This window comes from Kitasatospora sp. NPDC002551 (assembly GCF_040296005.1).
GTDB lineage: Bacteria > Actinomycetota > Actinomycetes > Streptomycetales > Streptomycetaceae > Kitasatospora.
In genome coordinates this window covers 11995-31788 of sequence record NZ_JBEOWI010000051.1, presented here as the reverse complement: position 1 = coordinate 31788, position 19794 = coordinate 11995, and the positions used below count along the sequence as shown (strand labels likewise).

The window sequence follows — 19794 nt, the reverse complement described above, 5'->3', positions numbered from 1 at the left end:
ACAGGGAGAAACGAGCAAGGTGGCAACACCCAAGTCGCGCCCGCGCGACGGTTACCCAGGGCGGGCGCTGGCCCTCATCCTGGTCGTCACCGTCGGACTGGTCGCCCTCATGTTCGGGACGGGCAACACCAAGCCCCGCCTCGGTATCGACCTCGCCGGCGGTACCAGCATCACGCTGAGCGCGAAGTCGACCGACCCCAAGGCGATCAACAAGTCCAACATGGACATCGCCACCGGGATCATCGAGCAGCGCGTCAACGGTATGGGCGTCTCCGAGGCCGAGGTCCAGACCCAGGGCGACCGCAACATCATCGTGAACATCCCCAAGGGCGGTGACAAGCAGAGCGCGGCCGACCAGGTCGGCACCACCGCGAAGCTCTACTTCCGCCCGGTCCTCGCCCTCGCCCCGAGCGGCATCCAGGCTCCGGCCCCGACCGAGACCCCGTCGGCGGGCGCGAGCGGCACCCCGAGCGCCGCCGCGACCGGGTCGCCGAGCGCGAGCGCCACCAAGCAGGGCCGCCCGGCCGGTGAGGCCCTCGCGGCCGACAACCCGACGACGCCCGCCGCCACCACCGGCGCCACCGCCTCCGGCACCCCCTCGGCCGCCGCCTCCGGCGCCCCGAGCGCCGCCGCGACCGACCCGGCCGCCGCGCAGCAGGACCTCTCCGCGGCGATGACCTCCGGCACCGTCCCGCCGGAGCTGGCCGCCCAGTTCGCCGCGATGGACTGCACCAAGCCGGACCAGCGCAAGAACTACCAGACCGCCGAGGGCTCGCCGACCGTCGCCTGCACCCAGAAGGACGAGAACGGCGTCTACTACAAGCTCGCCCTCGGCCCGGTCGCGGTGTTCGGCGCGAACGTCGACAAGGCGCAGGCCACCATCGACACCCAGCAGGGCGGCGGCTGGCAGGTCCAGCTGCAGTTCGACGGCACCGGCACCGACGCCTTCACCGCCGTCACCGGCCAGCTGGCCACCCAGCCCGACCCGACCAACCAGTTCGCCATCGTGCTGGACGGCCAGGTCGTCTCCCACCCGTACGTGCGCAGCGCCATCCCCGGCGGCTCGGCCGTGATCTCCGGCAACTTCACGCAGAGCGAGGCGCAGAACCTCGCGAACGTGCTGAGCTTCGGCGCCCTGCCGCTGGAGTTCACCACCAGCGACGTCACCACCGTCTCCCCGCAGCTCGGCGGCGACCAGCTGAAGGCCGGCCTGGTCGCCGGTCTGATCGGCATGATCCTGGTGGTCCTCTACTCCCTGGTCTACTACCGGGGCCTGGGCCTGGTCTCGATCGCCGGTCTGATCGTCTCGGCCGCGCTGACCTACTCGATCATGAGCCTGCTCGGCTCCGGGATCGGCTTCGCGCTGAACCTGCCGGCGGTCTGCGGCGCCATCGTCGCGATCGGTATCACCGCCGACTCCTTCATCGTCTACTTCGAGCGCATCCGCGACGAGGTCCGTGAGGGCGCCCCGCTGCGCCCGGCGGTCCAGCGGGCCTGGCCGCGCGCCCGGCGCACCATCCTGGTGTCGGACTTCGTGTCCTTCCTCTGTGCCGCGGTGCTCTACCTGGTCTCGGTCGGCAAGGTGCAGGGCTTCGCCTTCACCCTGGGCCTGACCACGGCGCTCGACGTCGTCGTCATCTTCCTGTTCACCAAGCCGCTGATCACGCTGCTGGCCCGCCGGAAGTTCTTCTCCGACGGCCACCCGTGGTCCGGTCTGGACCCGAAGCGGCTGGGCGCCCGCCCGCCGCTGCGCAGCACCCGTCGTCGCACCCCCTCGTCCTCCGCCGCCGTGAAGGGGGCCTGACACCGTGTCGCGCTTCTCCAATCTGGGCCACAAGCTCTACCAGGGCGAGGTCAGCTTCGACTTCGTCGGCCGGCGCAAGCTCTGGTACAGCATCTCCGGGGTGATCGTCCTGGTCGCCGCGATCGGCCTGGCGATGGGCCTGCACCTGGGCATCGAGTTCAAGGGCGGCTCGGTCTACACCGTGTCCAAGCCGGGCCTGTCGGTGTCGCAGACCCAGGACGCGGTCGACAAGATCGTCTCCTCGCACCCGCTGGTGCAGTCGACCGACAACGGCAAGATCCGCATCCAGGTGTCCTCGGAGGACAAGACCACCTCCTCGGAGTTCACCGGCAAGCTGTCGCAGGAGATCGGCGTCCCGGTCGCCGAGATCGACACCCAGGTGATCGGTCCCAGCTGGGGTGAGCAGATCTCCAACAAGGCGCTCACCGGCCTGATCATCTTCATGATCCTGGTGACGATCTACCTGGCGATCGCCTTCGAGTGGCGGATGGCGGTGGCCGCCCTGGTCGCCCTCATCCACGACCTCCTGATCACCATCGGCGTCTACGCCCTGGTGGGCTTCGAGGTCACCCCGGGCACCGTGATCGGCTTCCTGACCATCCTCGGTTACTCCCTCTACGACACGGTCGTCGTCTTCGACACCGTGAAGGAGAACACCAAGGACCTCACCAAGCAGAACAAGCTCACCTACAGCGAGGCGGCCAACGCGGGCCTCAACCAGACCCTGGTCCGCTCGCTCAACACCACCGTGGTCGCCCTGCTCCCGGTGGCGGCGCTGCTGTTCATCGGTGGCGGTCTGCTCGGTGCCGGCACCCTGAACGACATCTCGCTGGCGCTGTTCATCGGTCTCGCCGCCGGTGCCTACTCCTCGATCTGCGTCGCCACCCCGCTGCTCGCGCAGCTGAAGGAGGAGGCGCCGGAGATGAAGGCCCTGGCCAAGCGGGTCGCCCAGCGCCGTGCCGCCGACGCCAAGGCCGCCGCGGCCAAGGAGGCCGGCGACAGCGAGGAGATCGCCGACGAGGACCTGCCGGCGGGTATGGTCGGTCAGCGCGGCGGCCGGGCCACCGGCACCACGCGTGCCAAGGGCCGTCCGTCCACCAAGCGCTGACCCCCGCCGACCCTAAGGACCCTTCGTGACCACCGCCGACACCGCCCTGGCCGAGCTGCTCACCAGCCGGATCCGGGACGTCCAGGACTACCCGAAGCCGGGCGTGCTGTTCAAGGACATCGCGCCGCTGCTCGCCGACGCCGAGGCCTTCGCCGCGCTCACCCGGGCGCTCGCGGACCGGGCCGCGGAGCTCGGGGCCACCAAGGTGGTCGGCCTGGAGGCGCGCGGCTTCGTGCTCGCCGCCCCGGCGGCCTTCGCGGCCGGGCTCGGCTTCGTGCCGATCCGCAAGCAGGGCAAGCTGCCCGGCGAGGTGTTCCGCCGCTCGTACGAGCTGGAGTACGGCTCGGCGACGCTGGAGGTGCAGTGCGACGCCTTCGCGCCCGGTGAGCGGGTGCTGGTGGTGGACGACGTGCTGGCCACCGGCGGCACCATCGGCGCCTCGCTGGACCTGGTCAAGGAGGCCGGGGCGGAACTGGTCGGCGTGGTCGTGCTGATGGAGCTGGGCTTCCTCGACGGCCGCGAGCGGCTGGCCCCGCACCTGGGCGGCGCTCCGCTGGAGACGCTGGTCACGGTCTGAGTCCTCGCAACGGTCCACCACGGCGGGCGGCGGTCGGAATGATCCGGCCGCCGCCCGCCGTTGTGACAGGCGTGTGTCCGCCGCGTGTGCGGGCCCGGCCGACCGAACGTCCCGGCGCAAGGCTCGGTACCATGAAGATTCATCCCCTCCCGGTTGCGCGGGCCGCGGCCCGAGCCGCGCGGCGCCCGCGAGGGGCAGGCCGAGCGCCCTGAGGAGTGTCCTTGCCCGACGAGGTTGTGCCCACGGCTGCGGCCACCCCCGAGAACCGGCCCACGCCCTCGGGGGCCACCCCGGCACGTCCGGCGCCGACCCCGTCCCGCCCGTCCGCCCAGGCCGGCCGGGGCTCCTCGGCCGGCGGCGGCATGCGCGCGCGCCTCGCCCGCCTCGGCGGCCAGCGCTCCAGTGTGCTCAACCCCGTCCTGGAGCCGCTGTTCCGCTCGATCCGGGCCAACGACCCCAAGGCCGACCCGGCGCTGCTGCGCGACATCGAGCGCGCGTACGCGGTCGCCGAGAAGTGGCACCGCGGGCAGAAGCGCAAGAGCGGCGACCCGTACATCACCCACCCGCTGGCGGTCGCGACCATCCTCGCCGAGCTGGGCATGGACGCCCCGACGCTGATGGCCGGCCTGCTGCACGACACCGTCGAGGACACCGACTACGGCCTGGAGACCCTGCGCCGGGACTTCGGGGACTCGGTGGCCCTGCTGGTGGACGGCGTCACCAAGCTGGACCGGGTCAAGTTCGGCGAGGCCGCGCAGGCCGAGACGGTCCGCAAGATGGTCGTCGCGATGGCCAAGGACCCCCGGGTCCTGGTGATCAAGCTGGCCGACCGCCTGCACAACATGCGCACCATGCGCTACCTCAAGCGGGAGAAGCAGGAGAAGAAGGCCCGCGAGACGCTGGAGATCTACGCCCCGCTGGCGCACCGGCTGGGCATGAACACCATCAAGTGGGAACTGGAGGACCTCGCCTTCGCGATCCTCTACCCCAAGATGTACGACGAGATCGTCCGGCTGGTCGCCGAGCGCGCCCCCAAGCGGGACGAGTACCTGGCGACCGTCATCGACCAGGTCCAGGGCGACCTGCGCGGCGCCCGGATCACCGCCTCCGTCACCGGCCGGCCGAAGCACTACTACTCGGTCTACCAGAAGATGATCGTCCGGGGCCGGGACTTCGCCGAGATCTACGACCTGGTGGGCATCCGGGTCCTGGTCGACACCGTCCGCGACTGCTACGCGGCGCTGGGCACCATCCACGCGCGGTGGAACCCGGTGCCGGGGCGGTTCAAGGACTACATCGCGATGCCCAAGTTCAACATGTACCAGTCGCTGCACACCACGGTGATCGGTCCCGGGGGCAAGCCCGTCGAGCTGCAGATCCGCACCTTCGACATGCACCGCCGCGCCGAGTACGGCATCGCCGCGCACTGGAAGTACAAGCAGCGCGCGGTGGCCGGTGCCTCCAAGGTGCGCACCGACACCCCGACCCAGACCCGCAAGGACGACAAGGCCGGCGCCGTCAACGAGATGGCCTGGCTGCGGCAGCTGCTGGACTGGCAGAAGGAGACCGCCGACCCCAGCGAGTTCCTGGAGTCGCTGCGCTTCGACCTGGCCAGCAACGAGGTCTTCGTCTTCACTCCCAAGGGCGATGTCATAGCCCTCCCCGCCGGGGCCACCCCGGTGGACTTCGCGTTCGCGGTGCACACCGAGGTCGGCTACCGCACCATCGGGGCCCGGGTGAACGGGCGGCTGGTGCCGCTGGAGTCGACCCTGGAGAACGGCGACACCGTCGAGGTGTTCACCTCCAAGGCGGAGAACGCCGGACCGTCCCGGGACTGGCTGGGCTTCGTCAAGTCCCCGCGCGCCCGCAACAAGATCCGCGCCTGGTTCTCCAAGGAGCGCCGCGAGGAGGCGATCGAGCAGGGCAAGGAGGCCATCGCCCGCGCGATGCGCAAGCAGGGCCTGCCGATCCAGCGGATCCTCACCGGCGACTCGCTGGTCACCCTCGCCCACGAGATGCGCTACCCGGACATCTCCTCGCTCTACGCGGCGATCGGCGAGGGCCACGTCACCGCGCAGAACATCGTCCAGAAGCTGGTGCAGGCGCTGGGCGGCGAGGAGGGGGCCACCGAGGACCTCGCCGAGACGGCCACCCCGACCCACGACAACCGGCGCGCGGTGCGCCGCCGGGCCAAGGGCGACCCGGGCGTGATCGTCAAGGGCGTCGAGGACGTCTGGGTGAAGCTGTCGCGCTGCTGCACCCCGGTGCCGGGCGACGCCATCGTCGGCTTCATCACCCGCGGCAACGGCGTCTCGGTGCACCGCGCCGACTGCGTCAACGTCGAGGCGCTCAGCCAGCAGCCCGAGCGGATGATCGAGGTCGAGTGGGCGGCCACCCAGTCCTCGGTCTTCCTGGTCGCCATCCAGGTCGAGGCGCTGGACCGCTCCCGGCTGCTCTCGGACGTCACCCGGGTGCTCTCCGACCAGCACGTCAACATCCTGTCGGCGGCGGTGCAGACCTCCCGCGACCGGGTGGCGATGAGCCGCTTCACCTTCGAGATGGGCGACCCCAAGCACCTGGGCCACGTCCTCAAGGCGGTCCGCGGCGTCGAGGGCGTCTACGACGTCTACCGCGTCACCTCGGCCCGCAAGTAGCGGCGCCGCCCGGCCGCGCGCGGCCGGACGCGAGACGGCGAGGGCCCCCGGGGATCGTCCCCGGGGGCCCTCGCCGTGTCGTCCGCGGCCGGATCAGCCGCTGAACTCCTCCTGGCTGCGGTGCGCCTGGTCCAGCAGCTCCTGGACGCCGGCCAGCTCGGACTCCAGCTTCGCCGTCCTGGACGCGTTGCCGGCCGCGCGGGCCTTGTCCAGGTCGGCGCGGAGCTTGTCCGCCTTGGCCTGGAACAGGCCGACCATGCCGGCGGCGCGGGCCTTGGCCTCCGGGTTGGAGCGCTTCCACTCGGTGTCCTCGGCCTCGCGGATGGCCCGCTCGACCGCGTTCAGCCGGCCGTCCAGCTTCGGGCGGACGTCGCGCGGCACGTGGCCGATGGCCTCCCAGCGCTCGTTGACCTCGCGCAGCGCGGCCTTGGCCGCCTTGAGGTCGGTGATCGGCAGGATCGCCTCGGCCTCGGCCGCCAGCGCCTCCTTGAGCTTCTGGTTGGCGACCTGCTCGGCGTCGCGCTCGCTGAACACCGCGGAGCGCGCCTGGAAGAAGACGTCCTGGGCGCCGCGGAACCGCGCCCACAGCTCGTCCTCGACGTCGCGCTGGGCGCGGCCGGCGGCCTTCCAGCGCGCCATCAGGTCGCGGTAGGCGGCCGCGGTGTCGCCCCACTCGGTCGACGAGGAGAGCGCCTCGGCCTCGGAGACCAGCTGCTCCTTGGTGAGCCGGGCCTGCTCGCGCTCGGCGTCCAGCGCCGCGAAGTGCGACTTGCGGTGCTTGGAGAAGACCGAGCGGGCGTGCGAGAAACGGTGCCACAGCTCGTCGTCGCTCTTGCGGTCCAGGCGGGGCAGGCCCTTCCAGGTGTCCACCAGGGCGCGCAGCCGGTCGCCGGCCTCCCGCCACTGGGTGGACTCGGCGAGCTGCTCGGCCTCGGCGACCAGCGCCTCCTTGGCGGTGCGGGTCTCGTCCTGGGCCTTGGCCCGGGCGGCCTTGCGCTCCTCGCGACGGCTCTCGATCTCGCCGGCGAGCGTGTCCAGCCGCTGGGCCAGCGCCGCCAGGTCGCCCACCGCGTGCGCCTCGGTGACCTGCTCGCGCAGGTGCTCCAGCGCGGCCTGGGCGTCCTTGGCGGCCAGGTCGGTGGTGCGCACCCGCTTCTCCAGCAGGCCGATCTCCACCTCGATGCCCTGGTACTTGCGCTCGAAGTAGGCGAGCGCCTCCTCGGGCGAGCCGGCCTGCCAGGAACCCACGACGCGTTCGCCGTCGGCCGTCCTGACGTAGACCGTGCCCTGCTCGTCGACACGGCCCCACGGGTCGCTGCTCATAGCGCGTCCTCCACATGACGTCGCGCCCGCGCCGGGGCGGTCCGCGTCCGTCGTCCACAGTTGATGTGCGGCGGACCGATGAGTCCGCCGTCCCCGTCCGCCGTGTCCTGCTGCCGAGGGTGACGGCCGGCGGGTCTGGGCACCCTACACAACGCCAACATAGGCGACCAGGCCCGGTGCTGTCCGCATCCGGGCCGGGCGATTTCGGGCCGGTGCCGCCCCCGGCGCGCCGCGGCGCGCCGGGGGACGGTTCCGGAGCGGATCAACCCTTGGCGGCCGTCACCGAGTTGAGGGTGACGTCGGCCATCGGGTGGCCGTCCGTGCCACCCTCCAGGGTGCCCGCGGCGGCGATCTTCTGGAGCACGTCCAGGCCGCCGGTGATCGTGCCGAACGGGGTGTAGCTCGGCGGCAGCTGGGTGTCCTTGTAGACCAGGAAGAACTGGCTGCCGTTGGTGCCCGGGCCGGCGTTGGCCATCGCCACGGTGCCGGCCGGGTAGGTGGCGCCGGTGAGGTTCTCGTCGGCGAACTTGTAGCCCGGGCCGCCGGTGCCGCCGGGGGCGGTGGCGCTGGCGGTCGGGTCGCCGCACTGCAGCACGAAGATGCCGCCGGTGGTGAGCCGGTGGCACTTGGTGTGGTCGAAGTACTGCTCGCCGGCCAGGAAGGCGAAGGAGTTCACCGTGTGCGGCGCCTTGGCGGCGTCCAGCGACAGCGTCACCTTGCCGCAGTTGGTGTCCATCGTCACGGCGTAGCTCGCCTTGGTGTCGACGGTCATGGCCGGCTCGGCCTGCCACTGCTTGCCGTTCGGGGTGCCCGGAGCCGGCTCCGCGCAGCCCTCGACCGGCTTGCGGGTCGGCACGGTGGGCTCGGTCGCCTCCGGGGTCGGCGCGGCCTGCGCGGTGGTGTCCTTCTTCTTGTCGTCCGAGTCGAAGGCGCCGGTCGCGAAGAGGGTGCCGCCTCCGGCCAGCACGACCACGGCGAGCGCGGCGCCGAGGATCGTGTTGCGGCGCTTGCGCGCGGCCACCTGCGCGGCCCGGCGCTCCATCTGGCGCTCGTACTTCTCCCGGGCGAGCTGCCGCCGCCGCTGTTCGCTGCTGACCACCGGCTCTGTCTCCTACGGATGTGCTGATCGCGGATGTGGGGGCTTCGTCTGTGTGCGACGCCGATGCGGATCATCGCACCCATTGGCGGCCAAGTGTAGGGACCGCGACCGTAAGAACGGGGTGAACCGTTCAGCTCGAAGTGAACCTGTCACGCGCATCTGGTTCGCAACCGGACCCGCACCGCCGGTAGGCTGCCCCTACATCACAGTTCGTAGCCGCAGCCGGGGCCGTCACGGCGCGCGACGCCGAAGACCCGAAGACCGACACCGAAGGACGCGCGTGTTCATCGCCGGATTCCCCGCTGGAGCCTGGGGCACCAACTGCTACCTGGTCGCTCCGGCGCCGGGCGAGGAGTGCGTCATCGTCGATCCGGGCCACCAGGCCGCCGCCGGCGTCGAGGAACTGGTCCGCGAGCACCGGCTCAAGCCGGTCGCCGTGCTGCTCACCCACGGCCACATCGACCACGTCGCCTCCGTGGTCCCGGTCTGCGGAGCCAAGGGCGTCCCGGCCTGGATCCACCCCGAGGACCGCTACATGATGAGCGACCCGGAGAAGGCGCTCGGCCGCTCGCTCGGCACCCAGCTGATGGGCGAGCTGACCGTCGGCGAGCCCGACGACGTGCGCGAGCTCACCGACGGCAGCGTGCTGGAGCTGGCCGGCCTGTCGCTCACCGTCGACCACGCCCCCGGCCATACCGGGGGGTCGGTGACGTTCCGGACGCCCGGCGCCGAGGACCTTCCCCCGGTGCTCTTCTCGGGCGACCTGCTCTTCGCCGGCTCCATAGGGCGAACCGACCTCCCGGGCGGGGACAGCGCCGCGATCATGCGCTCGCTGGCCCGGGTGTGCCTGCCCCTCGACGACGCCACCGTGGTCCTCTCCGGCCACGGCGGACAGACGACCATCGGCCGCGAGCGCGCCACCAACCCCTACCTCCGGCAGGCAGCGGGGGCGGCCGGCGCCCCGGCTTTCCCGCGACGAGGAATGTGACGGAAGAGAAGTTGAGCACCTTCACCGCCCCCAAGGGCACCTACGACCTGCTGCCGCCCAGCTCCGCGACCTTCCTGGCGATCCGCGAGGCGATCGCCGCGCCCGCCCGCCGGGCCGGCTACGGCTACGTCGAGACCCCGGTCTTCGAGGACGTCAAGCTGTTCTCCCGCGGCGTCGGCGAGTCGACCGACATCGTCACCAAGGAGATGTACACCCTCACCACCAAGGGCGGCGACGAGCTCGCGCTGCGCCCCGAGGGCACCGCCTCCGTGCTGCGCGCCGCGCTCCAGGCCAACCTGCACAAGCAGGGCAACCTGCCGGTCAAGCTCTGGTACTCCGGCTCCTACTACCGCTACGAGCGCGCGCAGAAGGGCCGCTACCGCCAGTTCTCGCAGGTCGGGGCGGAGGCCATCGGCGCCGAGGACCCGGCGCTGGACGCCGAGCTGATCATCCTGGCCGACGACGCCTTCCGGGCGCTCGGCCTGAGCGACTACCGCCTGCTGCTCAACAGCCTCGGCGACAAGCAGTGCCGCCCGGTCTACCGCGCCGCGCTGGTGGAGTTCCTGGCCGGCCTGGACCTCGACGAGGACACCCGGCGCCGCGCCGGGATCAACCCGCTGCGGGTGCTGGACGACAAGCGCGAGTCGGTGCAGGCCCAGCTCGGCGGCGCGCCGATGCTGCGCGACTACCTGTGCGAGGACTGCAAGGCCTACGACGAGAAGGTGCGCGAGCTGCTCACCGCGAACGGCGTCGCCTTCGTCGACGACCCCAAGCTGGTGCGCGGCCTCGACTACTACACCCGCACCACCTTCGAGTTCGTGCACAACGGCCTCGGCGCCCAGTCCGCGATCGGCGGCGGCGGCCGCTACGACGGCCTGTCCGAGATGATCGGCGGCCCGGCGCTGCCCTCGGTCGGCTGGGCGCTCGGCGTCGACCGCACCTTCCTGGCGCTGGAGGCCGAGGGCGTCACCCTCGACCTGCCGGCCGCCACCTCCGTCTACGCCGTCGCGCTCGGCGAGGAGGCCAAGAACGTCCTGTTCGCCAAGGTGATCGAGCTGCGCCGGGCCGGCGTCGCCACCGACCTCGCCTTCGGCGTCAAGAGCATCAAGAACGCCATGAAGTCCGCCGACCGTTCCGGCGCCCGCTTCGCCCTCGTCGCCGGTGACCGCGACCTCGCCGAGGGCGTCGTCCAGCTCAAGGACCTCACCACCGGCGAGCAGAACCCCGTCGCCCTCGACGCACTCGTCACCACCCTGAAGGAGAAGCAGCTGTGATCCGCACGCACGACGCGGGCACGCTCCGCCCGGAGCACGCAGGCACCACCGTCACCCTGGCCGGCTGGGTCGCCCGCCGCCGCGACCACGGCGGCGTGGCCTTCATCGACCTGCGCGACGCCTCCGGCACCGTGCAGATCGTGGTCCGCGACCTCGACTCGGTGCACGGCCTTCGCGCCGAGTACTGCGTCAAGGTGGTCGGCGACGTCCGCGTGCGGCCCGAGGGCAACGAGAACCCGGAGATCCCGACCGGCGCCGTCGAGGTCGTCGTCAGCGAGATCGAGGTCCTCTCCGAGGCCGCCCCGCTGCCGTTCCCGGTCGCCGAGTACGAGCCCGGCACGGTCAACGAGGAGGTGCGCCTGCGCTACCGCTACCTCGACCTGCGCCGCGAGGGCCCCGCCAAGGGCCTGCGCCTGCGCTCCAAGGTCAACAACATCATCCGCCGGGTGATGGAGGAGAACGACTACCTCGACATCGAGACGCCGTACCTCACCCGCTCCACCCCCGAGGGCGCCCGCGACTTCCTCGTCCCGGTCCGCCTGCAGCCCGGCCACTGGTACGCGCTGCCGCAGTCGCCCCAGCTGTTCAAGCAGCTGCTGATGGTGGCCGGCATGGAGCGCTACTACCAGATCGCCCGCTGCTTCCGCGACGAGGACTTCCGCGCCGACCGCCAGCCGGAGTTCACCCAGCTGGACATCGAGGCCTCCTTCGTCGACCAGGAGGACGTCCTGGCCCTCGGCGAGAAGATCATCGGCGCCATCTGGCGCGAGGTCCACGGCTACGAGATCCCCAACCCGCTGCCGCGGATGACCTACGCGGACGCCATGGGCCGCTACGGATCGGACAAGCCGGACGTCCGCTTCGGCCAGGAGCTGACCGACCTCACCGAGTACTTCAAGGGCACCGACTTCCGGGTCTTCCAGGCCCCGTACGTCGGCGCCGTGGTCATGCCCGGCGGCGCCTCGCAGCCGCGCAAGCAGCTCGACGCCTGGCAGGACTGGGCCAAGGCGCGCGGCGCCCGCGGCCTCGCCTACGTGCTCATCGACGCCGAGACCGGCGAGCTGCGCGGCCCCGTCGCCAAGAACCTCTCCGCGGAGCACCTGGCCGGCCTGGCCGCCGCCGCCGGCGCCAAGAACGGCGACGCCGTCTTCTTCGCGGCCGGCAAGGAGCGCGCCTCCCAGGAGCTGCTCGGCGCCGCCCGTCTGGAGATCGGCCGCCGCTGCGGCCTGATCGACGAGTCCCAGTGGGCCTTCCTGTGGGTCGTCGACTTCCCGATGTTCGAGCCGATCGAGGACGACAAGGGCGCCTTCCAGGGCTGGCACGCCGTGCACCACCCCTTCACCGCCCCCACCGCGGAGTCGCTGGCCACCTTCGACACCGACCCGGGCACCGCCCTGTCCAACGCCTACGACCTGGTGCTCAACGGCTCGGAGCTGGGCGGCGGTTCGATCCGTATCCACCAGCGGGACGTGCAGAAGCGGGCGTTCGACGCGATCGGCCTCTCCGAGGAGGAGGCGGCCTCGCAGTTCGGCTTCCTGCTGGACGCCTTCAACTACGGCCCGCCGCCGCACGGCGGTGTCGCCTTCGGCCTGGACCGGATCGTCACCCTGCTCGGCGGGTACGACACCATCCGGGACGTCATCGCGTTCCCGAAGACGTCCACCGGCGGCGACCCGCTGACCGGCGCCCCCACCCCGATCACCCCGGCGCAGCGGCGCGAGGCGGGCGTGGACGCCCGGCCGAAGGTCCGCGAGGACGGCAAGTCCGAGGGCCAGGCGAACGCCTGACACCCCGTCGGCCGACATCGGCTAACCTTTCACGGCCCCGGACGGCATTTCCGCTGTCCGGGGCCGGTGCACAACGGCGTGCGACAGAGAGAGGGTTCCCTGTGAAGGTCAGTACCAGGATCGAGTGTCCTGAGGACGTCCCCGCCACCAGACGTGTCCACATGGCCGCCTTCCCCGGCCCCGACGAAGCCGACCTGGTCGACGCGCTGCGCCGCGACCCGGCCTGGCTGCCGGAGCTCTCGGTGGTGGCGGTCGACGAATCCGGGCTGGTGGTCGGTCACGCGCTGCTCACCCGGCTGCGGGTCGGCAAGGGCAAGGGGCTGGCGCTCGCGCCGGTCGCCGTCGCCCCGGAGTGGCAGCGCAAGGGCGTCGGCGAGCTGGTGGTCAGGGCCGCGCTGTCGGCCGCCGAGGACGCCGGCGAGAAACTGGTCGTCGTGCTCGGCGATCCCGACTACTACGGCCGTTTCGGTTTCGTCCCGGCCCAGGGGCACGAGGTGAGCGGTCCGTTCGAGGTGCCCGACGGGTACTTCCAGGCGCTCGCGCTGCCGGCCTACGACGGCTCGCCGCGCGGCCTGTGCCGCTACCCCGAGCCCTTCGAGGCGGTCTAGTCCCTACTGCGCCGCCCTGGCCGACCGGGCCGGCTTTCCTCCGAGACCCAGTGTGGCGCGGCAACTGCGCACGAACGCGGTCATGGCGGGCGTCGGCTCCCGGTCCTTCGGCCAGTACAGCCCGACCTGGCTCGGGCTCAACCCCCGCACCGGCCGGTACGCGACATCCTCGCGCGGTGCCAGCCGGCTCATCGTCTCCGGGGCGAAACCGACGCCCTGGCCGCACACCACCGCGGCCAGCCACTCGTCGGTGTTGTGCGCCACCGCGCCGATCCGCACAGGTCGCCCGCCCCGCTCCCGGACCGCCAGCCAGTAGTCGCGCCAGTGCCCGGCCTCGTGCGGGATCGCGACGAAGGGCTCGTCGAGCAACTCCTCGAACTCGATCACCGTCCGCGCTGCCAGCGGGTGCCCGGCCGGCAGCGCCGCGCAGCGCGCCTCCTCGCCCAGCACGGCCACCCCGTACCGCTCGGACAGCGACGGCGGGGCGTGCCAGAGCGTCAGGTCGATCTCGCCCGAGGCCAGGCCCGAGGTCGGGTCGAACCAGTTGTTCTGCCGCAGCTCCACCTGCCAGCCCGGCATCCGGCGGGCGAAGTCCGCCACCGTGCGCTGGGTCATCAGGTTGATGATGCCGCCCTCGAACCCCACCCGCAGCGTCGAGCCCTGGTCCGCCGCGGCCGCCCGGGTGGCGCGCAGCGCCTCCTCCCAGCCCGCCATCAGCGCCCCGGTGTGCGCGGCCAGCGCCCAGCCGGCCCGGGTGGGGGCCATGCCGCGCCGCGACCGTTCGAACAGCTCCACCCCGAGCAGGCTCTCCAGCTGGCGGATCTGCTTGGTCAGCGTCGGCTGGGAGACGAACAGCCGGGCCGCCGCCGCGGTCAGCTGGCCCTCCTCGCAGACCGCGGCGAAGCTGCGCAGCAGGCGGGTGTCGACATCCATGCCCCAAGGTTATGGAACCGGAAATTGGACCGGTCCGGCAGGTGTGGGTCATGGTGGGTCCTCCGGTCCCGGGGGCCGTCCGACGGGGGAGCCGGGCAGCGGCGGTTCAGGGGGCCGCCGCTGCCCGGCCGGACCCCCGGACCTGCGGGAACCCGTTCGAGGACGTACGGTGAAGGGTCATCAGCACCCCACCGAACGAAAGGCACCCGGGTGGCAGCGAAGGCCCAGCGCGAGCAGAGCGCCCCCAGCGGGCGGACCGGTCCGGGCGAGCGCCTGGCGAGGAAGCCCTACGAGCGCGAGCTGCTGCGGCTGCAGAACGAGCTGGTCGAACTCCAGGAGTGGGTGCGCGCCGAGGGCGCCCGGCTGGTGGTGGTCTTCGAGGGGCGCGACGCGGCCGGCAAGGGCGGCGCGATCAAGCGGGTGACGGAGTATCTGAACCCGCGCATCGCCCGGGTCGCCGCGCTGCCCGCGCCCACCGAACGGCAGCGCACCCAGTGGTACTTCCAGCGCTACGTCGAGCACCTCCCGGCCGCCGGGGAGATCGTGCTCTTCGACCGCAGCTGGTACAACCGGGCCGGGGTGGAGAAGGTGATGGGCTTCTGCACCGACGAGGAGTACTGGCAGTTCCTGCAGCAGTGCCCGACCTTCGAGCGGATGCTCATCGAGTCCGGTCTGCTGCTGCGCAAGTACTGGTTCTCGGTCAGCGACACCGAGCAGGAGCAGCGCTTCCGGGACCGCCTGGAGGACCCGATGAAGCGGTGGAAGCTCTCGCCGATGGACGTCGAGTCGATCACCCGCTGGGAGGACTACTCGCGGGCCAAGGACGAGATGTTCCTGCACACCGACACCCCCGAGTCCCCCTGGCACGTGGTGGAGAGCGACGACAAGCGGCGGGCCCGGATCAACATGATCGCCCACCTGCTCTCCACCGTCCCGTACCACGAGGTGAAGCCGCCCACACTGGAGCTGCCGGAGCGCCCGGCCTCCCGCGGCTACCAGCGGCCACCGCGCGACCTGCAGAAGTACGTCCCGGACCACGCGGCGGGCCTCGGCTCGTAGCGGGCCCCGTCCGGTCCGCGCCGTCCGTTCCCGCCGGGCCGTCCGGCCGCCCTGTCGGCGGGCTCGCATAGGCTTCCGGTGTGGACGAACCGGACCTCTTCACCGCCGCCGCCGAGGAACGCCAGAGCAAGGAGCCCGGCCGGGCGCCGCTGGCCGTGCGGATGCGCCCGCGCACCCTGGACGAGGTGGCCGGCCAGCGGCAGCTGCTCAAGGACGGCTCGCCGCTGCGCCGGCTGGTCGCGGGGGCGCGCGGTCCCGCGGCGACCAGCTCGGTGATCCTCTGGGGTCCGCCCGGCACCGGCAAGACCACCCTGGCGCACGTCATCAGCCAGGCGGTGGAGGGGCGGTTCGTCGAGCTTTCGGCGATCACGGCCGGGGTGAAGGAGGTCCGCGCGGTCATCGACGGCGCCCGTCGCGCGGTCGGCATGACCGGCCGCGAGACGGTGCTCTTCCTCGACGAGATCCACCGGTTCTCCAAGGCCCAGCAGGACTCCCTGCTGCCGGCCGTGGAGAACCGCTGGGTCACCCTGATCGCCGCGACCACCGAGAACCCGTACTTCTCGGTGATCTCCCCGCTGCTGTCCCGCTCGCTGCTGCTCACCCTGGAGTCGCTGACCGACGACGACGTGCGGGCGCTGCTGCGCCGCGCGGTCGCCGACGAGCGCGGCCTGGAGGGCGCGGTGGAGCTCAGCCCGGAGGCCGAGGACCACCTGGTGCGGCTCGCCGGCGGGGACGCCCGCAAGGCGCTCACCACGCTGGAGGCGGCGGCCGGCGCGGCGCTGGAGAAGGGCGAGGCGAGCATCACGCTGGCCACCACCGAGACCGCCGTCAACCACGCGGCCGTGCGCTACGACCGGGACGGCGACCAGCACTACGACGTGGCCAGCGCGCTGATCAAGTCGATCCGGGGCAGCGACGTGGACGCCACGCTGCACTACCTGGCCCGGATGATCGAGGCGGGGGAGGACCCGCGGTTCATCGCCCGCCGGCTGATGATCTCGGCCAGCGAGGACGTCGGCCTGGCCGATCCGACGGCGCTGCAGACGGCGGTGTCGGCGGCCCAGGCGGTGGCGCTGATCGGCTTCCCGGAGGCGCGGATCATCCTCTCCCAGGCGGCCATCGCGCTCGCGCTGGCGCCCAAGTCCAACGCGGCCTACCTGGCGATCGACGCGGCGCTCGCGGACGTCCGGCAGGGGCTGGCCGGTCCGGTGCCGCCGCACCTGCGGGACGCGCACTACGGCGGCGCGGGCAAGCTGGGGCACGGCAAGGGGTACCGGTACCCGCACGACCTGCCGGAGGGCATCGCGGCTCAGCAGTACGCGCCGGACGCGGTGCACGGCAAGGCGTACTACCAGCCGACCCGCCACGGCGGCGAGGCCCGCTACGCGGACGTGGTGGAGTGGACCCGGGCGCGGCTGCGGGGGGAGCCGAAGCCGGTTGCCAGGGCGAAGCCGAAGGGCGAGGAGAAGCCCGAGTCAAAGGGCGAGTGATCTGCCGGTATACTCGGGCGGAGTGCCATGTCCCGGGACGGCGGCGGGGGAGACCCAGCCGACCGGCCGCACCAGCGGGGCCGTGGCCGTAGACCTCCTCCGGGAGGTCCGCACCAGGAGCGTCGCGCACCGTTTCGGTGTCGCGGGCGACCCGGTTTCCGGTTCGATCCGTGTGACAAGCACACTTCGTGCCCGGCTCCGGAGAGCGGCTGATCGCACTGCCCTCGGGCGGTGGGGTTTTCTCCGGGCCGCGACGTGCGACCTCCGTCAACACCTGGTGAAGCCGTATTCGTAAGCAAGGAAGGTTTGGTTCATGGCGAACCAGAAGCGCCCCAAGGTCAAGATCGCGCGTGCGCTCGGCGTGCCGCTGACCCCGAAGTCCGTCAAGTACTTCGAGGCCCGCCCGTACCCGCCCGGCCAGCACGGCCGTGGCCGCAAGCAGAACTCGGACTACAAGGTCCGTCTGGTCGAGAAGCAGCGTCTGCGCGCTCAGTACGACCTGAGCGAGAAGCAGATGGCGCGCGCGTTCGACCGCGCGAAGAAGGCCGAGGGCAAGACCGGTGAGGCGCTCGTCGCCGAGCTGGAGACCCGCCTCGACGCCCTGGTGCTGCGTTCGGGCATCGCCCGCACCATCTACCAGGCCCGTCAGATGGTCGTCCACGGCCACATCGAGGTCAACGGCGGCAAGGTCAACAAGCCGTCGTACCAGATGAAGCCGGGCTTCGTGGTCACCGTCCGCGAGCGCAGCAAGGAGAAGGTCCCGTTCCAGGTCGCCCGTGAGGGTGGCAACGCGGGCGAGGGCCAGACCCCGAAGTACCTCGAGGTCAACCTGAAGGCCCTGGCCTTCCGCCTGGACCGCGCGCCGCAGCGCAAGGAGGTCCCGGTGATCTGCGACGAGCAGCTCGTCGTCGAGTACTACTCGCGCTGACCCGCGAGCGGTATCACCTGCGGTACCCAGCGAGCCCCCGTCGCCCTTGTGGCGACGGGGGCTCGCCCCTTGTGCGGGGGGTGGCGGCTCAGAGGTCCTCGCCGGTCATCGCGGCGGCCAGCCGCAGGTGCGGGCGGGCCTCCTCGGCGCGGCCCTGGCGCTCCAGGGTGCGGCCGAGCATCAGCCGGGCGTAGTCCTCGGTCGGGTCGGCCTCCAGCACCCGGAGCAGCTCGGCCTCGGCCTTGCGCAGCTGGGCGGAGTGGAAGTAGCTGCGGGCCAGCAGCAGCCGGACCGAGAGGTTGGTCGGCTCCTCGGCGAGCACGCCTTCGAGCATCCGGGCTGCGTCGGTGTACGCCTTGGACTCGAAGTAGAAGTTCGCCATGCGGTACTCGTCGGCGATGTTGGCCACGGGGTGCTCCTTCCGAACGGTGGTTCCGCCCGCTCCAGCAAGGAACAAGATTCAACTATTCCCGGGTCCGCCGGTGGTCCTCACCGCCCCACCGGGGAGGGCTGCGGCGGCAGCGGTCCGGGGCCGGGCCGCGGGCCCGGACCGTCCGGGTGCCCGCCGCCCAGTGCCCGGTGCACGGCGGCGTCCAGGTCGAGCCGGGCGCCGGTGGCGAAGGACTCGGTGAACTCCTGCTCGGTCAGCCCGGCGACGGCGCGCTCCTCGCAGGCCCGGTGCGGGCCGTTGAAGGTGCGCGAGCCGAAGAACGGCTCGCCGACCGTCCGCCAGATCCGGTGCGCGGCGCCCTGCAGCACCCGGGCCTCGCGCAGGTTCCCCGGCTCGCCGGGACCGGTCGGCTCGGTCTCCAGCAGCGCCAGCAGGTCGATCGCCAGCACGATGCCCAGCGGGTCGTTGAAGAGGTGGTGGAGCCGCACGCTCTCCCGGGCCAGCGTCCGGGCCGGGCGGACCTCGCCGTTCATCCAGTGCGAGTACGCCAGCGCGTAGAGCCCGTACGCGTACGCCCACTGCTCGCCGTGCTCCTCGCACAGCTCGCGGACCCGGCCGAGCCAGAGCTCGGCGCTCTCCCGGTCGCCCTGGAAGAGGTGGGCGAGGCCCAGCTCGAACATCGCCATCAGCACGTTGCTGTCGAGCTCGCCGATCGTGCGGTAGTGCCAGAGCGCCTCCTCGAACAGCTCGGCGGCGCGGGCCGGCTCGTCGCCGATCAGAGCGGCGCGGCCCTGCCGGTGCACGGCGTGGGCGAGCGCGCGGTCGTCGCCGGTGGCCAGCGCCTGGCGGCGGCACTCCTCCAGGGCGGGGCGGGCGGCGGTCAGGTCGCCCTGCAGGGTGGCCGTGCAGCCGGTCACCCAGAGGGCCTTGGCACGGGCCTCGGTGGGCCGCGGGTCCAGGGCCAGCGCCCGGTCCAGCCAGTGCCGCCCCTCGCCGAGGTGGCCGCAGCCGACCCAGTAGAACCAGAGGGTGCCGGCCATCTGCAGGGCGATCTGCTCCTCGCCGGGTTCGGCCAGGCAGAACTCCAGGGCGGCCCGCAGGTCGGCGTGCACCAGTCCGGTGCGCTCGGCGGTCTCCGCCTGCCGGGGGCCGAACCACTCGACCTCGCCCCAGGTGGCCACGCCCAGGTACCAGTCCCGGTGCCGGCGCAGCAGCCGGCGCTCCTCGCCGGCCGTCCGCAGCCACCGCAGTCCGTACTCGCGGGCCGTGTCCAGCAGCCGGAACCGCGCGCCGTGGCGGCTTTCCACGCGCAGCACGACGGACTTGGCGACGAGCTCGGTGAGCAGGTCGAGCAGGTCGTCCGGGTCGACGCCCTCGCCGGTGCAGACGTACTCGGCCGCGTCGACGTCGAAGCCGCCGGCGAAGACCGACAGGCGCGCCCAGAGCAAACGTTCCTGCACTGTGCAGCGCTCATGGCTCCAGCCGATCGTCGTGCGCAGCGTCCGATGGCGCGGCAGGGCCGCCGGATCGCCGCCGGTCAGCTCGCGCTGCCGGCCGACGGAGCCGGTGGCCTCCGCCGGGAGCCGCCCCGGCGCCGGCCGGTCCGGCCGCGGTGTCGATTCCCCGTCCAAACCCTGCTCCCCGCTTCGAGGCCCGGGCCGGGGCGGCCCGGGCGTCCGTCCGTCTGGGCCGCCTGGGTGGCGGCCTGCCCGGCTGAACGAGGTGACCGGCGGGTAGGTTACGCGCGCGGATCGCACACCCGGTCGGATCG

Annotated in this window: 16 protein-coding genes; 11 read left to right on the top strand and 5 right to left on the bottom strand. The window is 72.2% G+C overall.

What is annotated here, in order from left to right; genetic code table 11:
* The first annotated feature begins 19 nt into the window (after window positions 1-19).
* The 4 genes from secD to ABT093_RS31815 all read left to right on the top strand — a co-directional run bounded on the left by secD (window position 20) and on the right by ABT093_RS31815 (window position 6143).
* Complete coding sequence (gene secD, locus ABT093_RS31830; RefSeq protein WP_502884361.1) at window positions 20-1804, top strand: protein translocase subunit SecD; 1785 nt, start codon at window positions 20-22, stop codon at window positions 1802-1804.
* 4 nt (window positions 1805-1808) lie between these two features.
* Window positions 1809-2912 carry a protein translocase subunit SecF gene (secF, locus tag ABT093_RS31825; RefSeq protein WP_350570311.1) on the top strand — a complete coding sequence of 368 codons (1104 nt, stop codon included), beginning with the start codon at window positions 1809-1811 and terminating at the stop codon, window positions 2910-2912.
* 25 nt (window positions 2913-2937) lie between these two features.
* Window positions 2938-3489 (top strand): adenine phosphoribosyltransferase, encoded by a 552-nt coding sequence (locus tag ABT093_RS31820; RefSeq protein ID WP_350570310.1) that lies wholly within the window; start codon window positions 2938-2940, stop codon window positions 3487-3489.
* Between the two features lie 236 nt (window positions 3490-3725).
* Window positions 3726-6143: a RelA/SpoT family protein gene (locus tag ABT093_RS31815; protein ID WP_502884363.1), complete on the top strand. Its 2418-nt coding sequence runs from the start codon at window positions 3726-3728 to the stop codon at window positions 6141-6143.
* Between the two features lie 93 nt (window positions 6144-6236).
* On the opposite strand, the gene ABT093_RS31810 is transcribed toward ABT093_RS31815, so the two are convergent.
* Together ABT093_RS31810 and ABT093_RS31805 are read right to left on the bottom strand one after the other, a co-directional pair.
* Window positions 6237-7466 carry a DUF349 domain-containing protein gene (locus ABT093_RS31810; protein WP_350570309.1) on the bottom strand — a complete coding sequence of 410 codons (1230 nt, stop codon included), beginning with the start codon at window positions 7464-7466 and terminating at the stop codon, window positions 6237-6239.
* A gap of 262 nt (window positions 7467-7728) precedes the next feature.
* On the bottom strand, window positions 7729-8565 hold the full coding sequence (locus ABT093_RS31805) for a peptidylprolyl isomerase (RefSeq protein ID WP_350570308.1): 837 nt from the start codon (window positions 8563-8565) through the stop codon (window positions 7729-7731).
* 280 nt (window positions 8566-8845) lie between these two features.
* On the opposite strand from ABT093_RS31805, the gene ABT093_RS31800 reads away from it, so the two are divergent.
* The 4 genes from ABT093_RS31800 to ABT093_RS31785 all read left to right on the top strand — a co-directional run bounded on the left by ABT093_RS31800 (window position 8846) and on the right by ABT093_RS31785 (window position 13222).
* Window positions 8846-9553: an MBL fold metallo-hydrolase gene (locus ABT093_RS31800; RefSeq protein ID WP_350570307.1), complete on the top strand. Its 708-nt coding sequence runs from the start codon at window positions 8846-8848 to the stop codon at window positions 9551-9553.
* 11 nt (window positions 9554-9564) lie between these two features.
* Window positions 9565-10827 carry a histidine--tRNA ligase gene (gene hisS, locus ABT093_RS31795; protein ID WP_350570305.1) on the top strand — a complete coding sequence of 421 codons (1263 nt, stop codon included), beginning with the start codon at window positions 9565-9567 and terminating at the stop codon, window positions 10825-10827.
* Window positions 10824-12614, top strand: a complete 1791-nt coding sequence (aspS, locus tag ABT093_RS31790) for an aspartate--tRNA ligase (protein ID WP_350570303.1) — start codon at window positions 10824-10826, stop codon at window positions 12612-12614. The genes hisS and aspS overlap by 4 nt, the downstream gene beginning before the upstream one ends.
* A 161-nt stretch (window positions 12615-12775) precedes the next feature.
* Window positions 12776-13222 (top strand): GNAT family N-acetyltransferase, encoded by a 447-nt coding sequence (locus ABT093_RS31785; RefSeq protein ID WP_350570301.1) that lies wholly within the window; start codon window positions 12776-12778, stop codon window positions 13220-13222.
* A 3-nt stretch (window positions 13223-13225) separates the two neighbouring features.
* On the opposite strand, the gene ABT093_RS31780 is transcribed toward ABT093_RS31785, so the two are convergent.
* A complete protein-coding gene (locus ABT093_RS31780) occupies window positions 13226-14155 on the bottom strand; it encodes a LysR family transcriptional regulator (RefSeq protein ID WP_350570300.1) in 930 nt (309 codons plus the stop codon).
* A 273-nt stretch (window positions 14156-14428) separates the two neighbouring features.
* Between ABT093_RS31780 and ppk2 the strand changes: the two genes are divergently transcribed.
* The 3 genes from ppk2 (at window position 14429) to rpsD (ending at window position 17632) form a co-directional block, all read left to right on the top strand.
* Window positions 14429-15214 (top strand): polyphosphate kinase 2, encoded by a 786-nt coding sequence (gene ppk2, locus ABT093_RS31775; protein ID WP_350570348.1) that lies wholly within the window; start codon window positions 14429-14431, stop codon window positions 15212-15214.
* An 80-nt stretch (window positions 15215-15294) separates the two neighbouring features.
* Window positions 15295-16704, top strand: coding sequence for a replication-associated recombination protein A (locus ABT093_RS31770; RefSeq protein ID WP_350570299.1), 1410 nt, complete (start codon window positions 15295-15297; stop codon window positions 16702-16704).
* Window positions 16705-17017: 313 nt separating this feature from the next.
* On the top strand, window positions 17018-17632 hold the full coding sequence (gene rpsD, locus ABT093_RS31765) for a 30S ribosomal protein S4 (protein WP_350570297.1): 615 nt from the start codon (window positions 17018-17020) through the stop codon (window positions 17630-17632).
* 88 nt (window positions 17633-17720) lie between these two features.
* Here rpsD and ABT093_RS31760 read toward each other — a convergent pair whose 3' ends face one another.
* The gene (locus tag ABT093_RS31760; protein WP_350570346.1) at window positions 17721-18014 is read right to left on the bottom strand and encodes a tetratricopeptide repeat protein; all 294 of its coding nucleotides are present in this window, start codon (window positions 18012-18014) and stop codon (window positions 17721-17723) included.
* A 107-nt stretch (window positions 18015-18121) separates the two neighbouring features.
* Window positions 18122-19654, bottom strand: coding sequence for an ATP-binding protein (locus ABT093_RS31755; RefSeq protein WP_350570296.1), 1533 nt, complete (start codon window positions 19652-19654; stop codon window positions 18122-18124).
* Window positions 19655-19794 lie beyond the last annotated feature (140 nt).

Excerpts from the sequence above, each read along its gene's own strand:
- rpsD (WP_350570297.1), top strand. The coding sequence starts at position 17,018 with ATGGCGAACCAGAAGCGCCCCAAGGTCAAGATCGCGCGTGCGCTCGGC.
- ABT093_RS31780 (WP_350570300.1), bottom strand. The coding sequence starts at position 14,155 with ATGGATGTCGACACCCGCCTGCTGCGCAGCTTCGCCGCGGTCTGCGAG.
- ABT093_RS31810 (WP_350570309.1), bottom strand. The coding sequence starts at position 7,466 with ATGAGCAGCGACCCGTGGGGCCGTGTCGACGAGCAGGGCACGGTCTAC.
- ABT093_RS31785 (WP_350570301.1), top strand. The coding sequence starts at position 12,776 with ATGGCCGCCTTCCCCGGCCCCGACGAAGCCGACCTGGTCGACGCGCTG.
- ABT093_RS31760 (WP_350570346.1), bottom strand. The coding sequence starts at position 18,014 with ATGGCGAACTTCTACTTCGAGTCCAAGGCGTACACCGACGCAGCCCGG.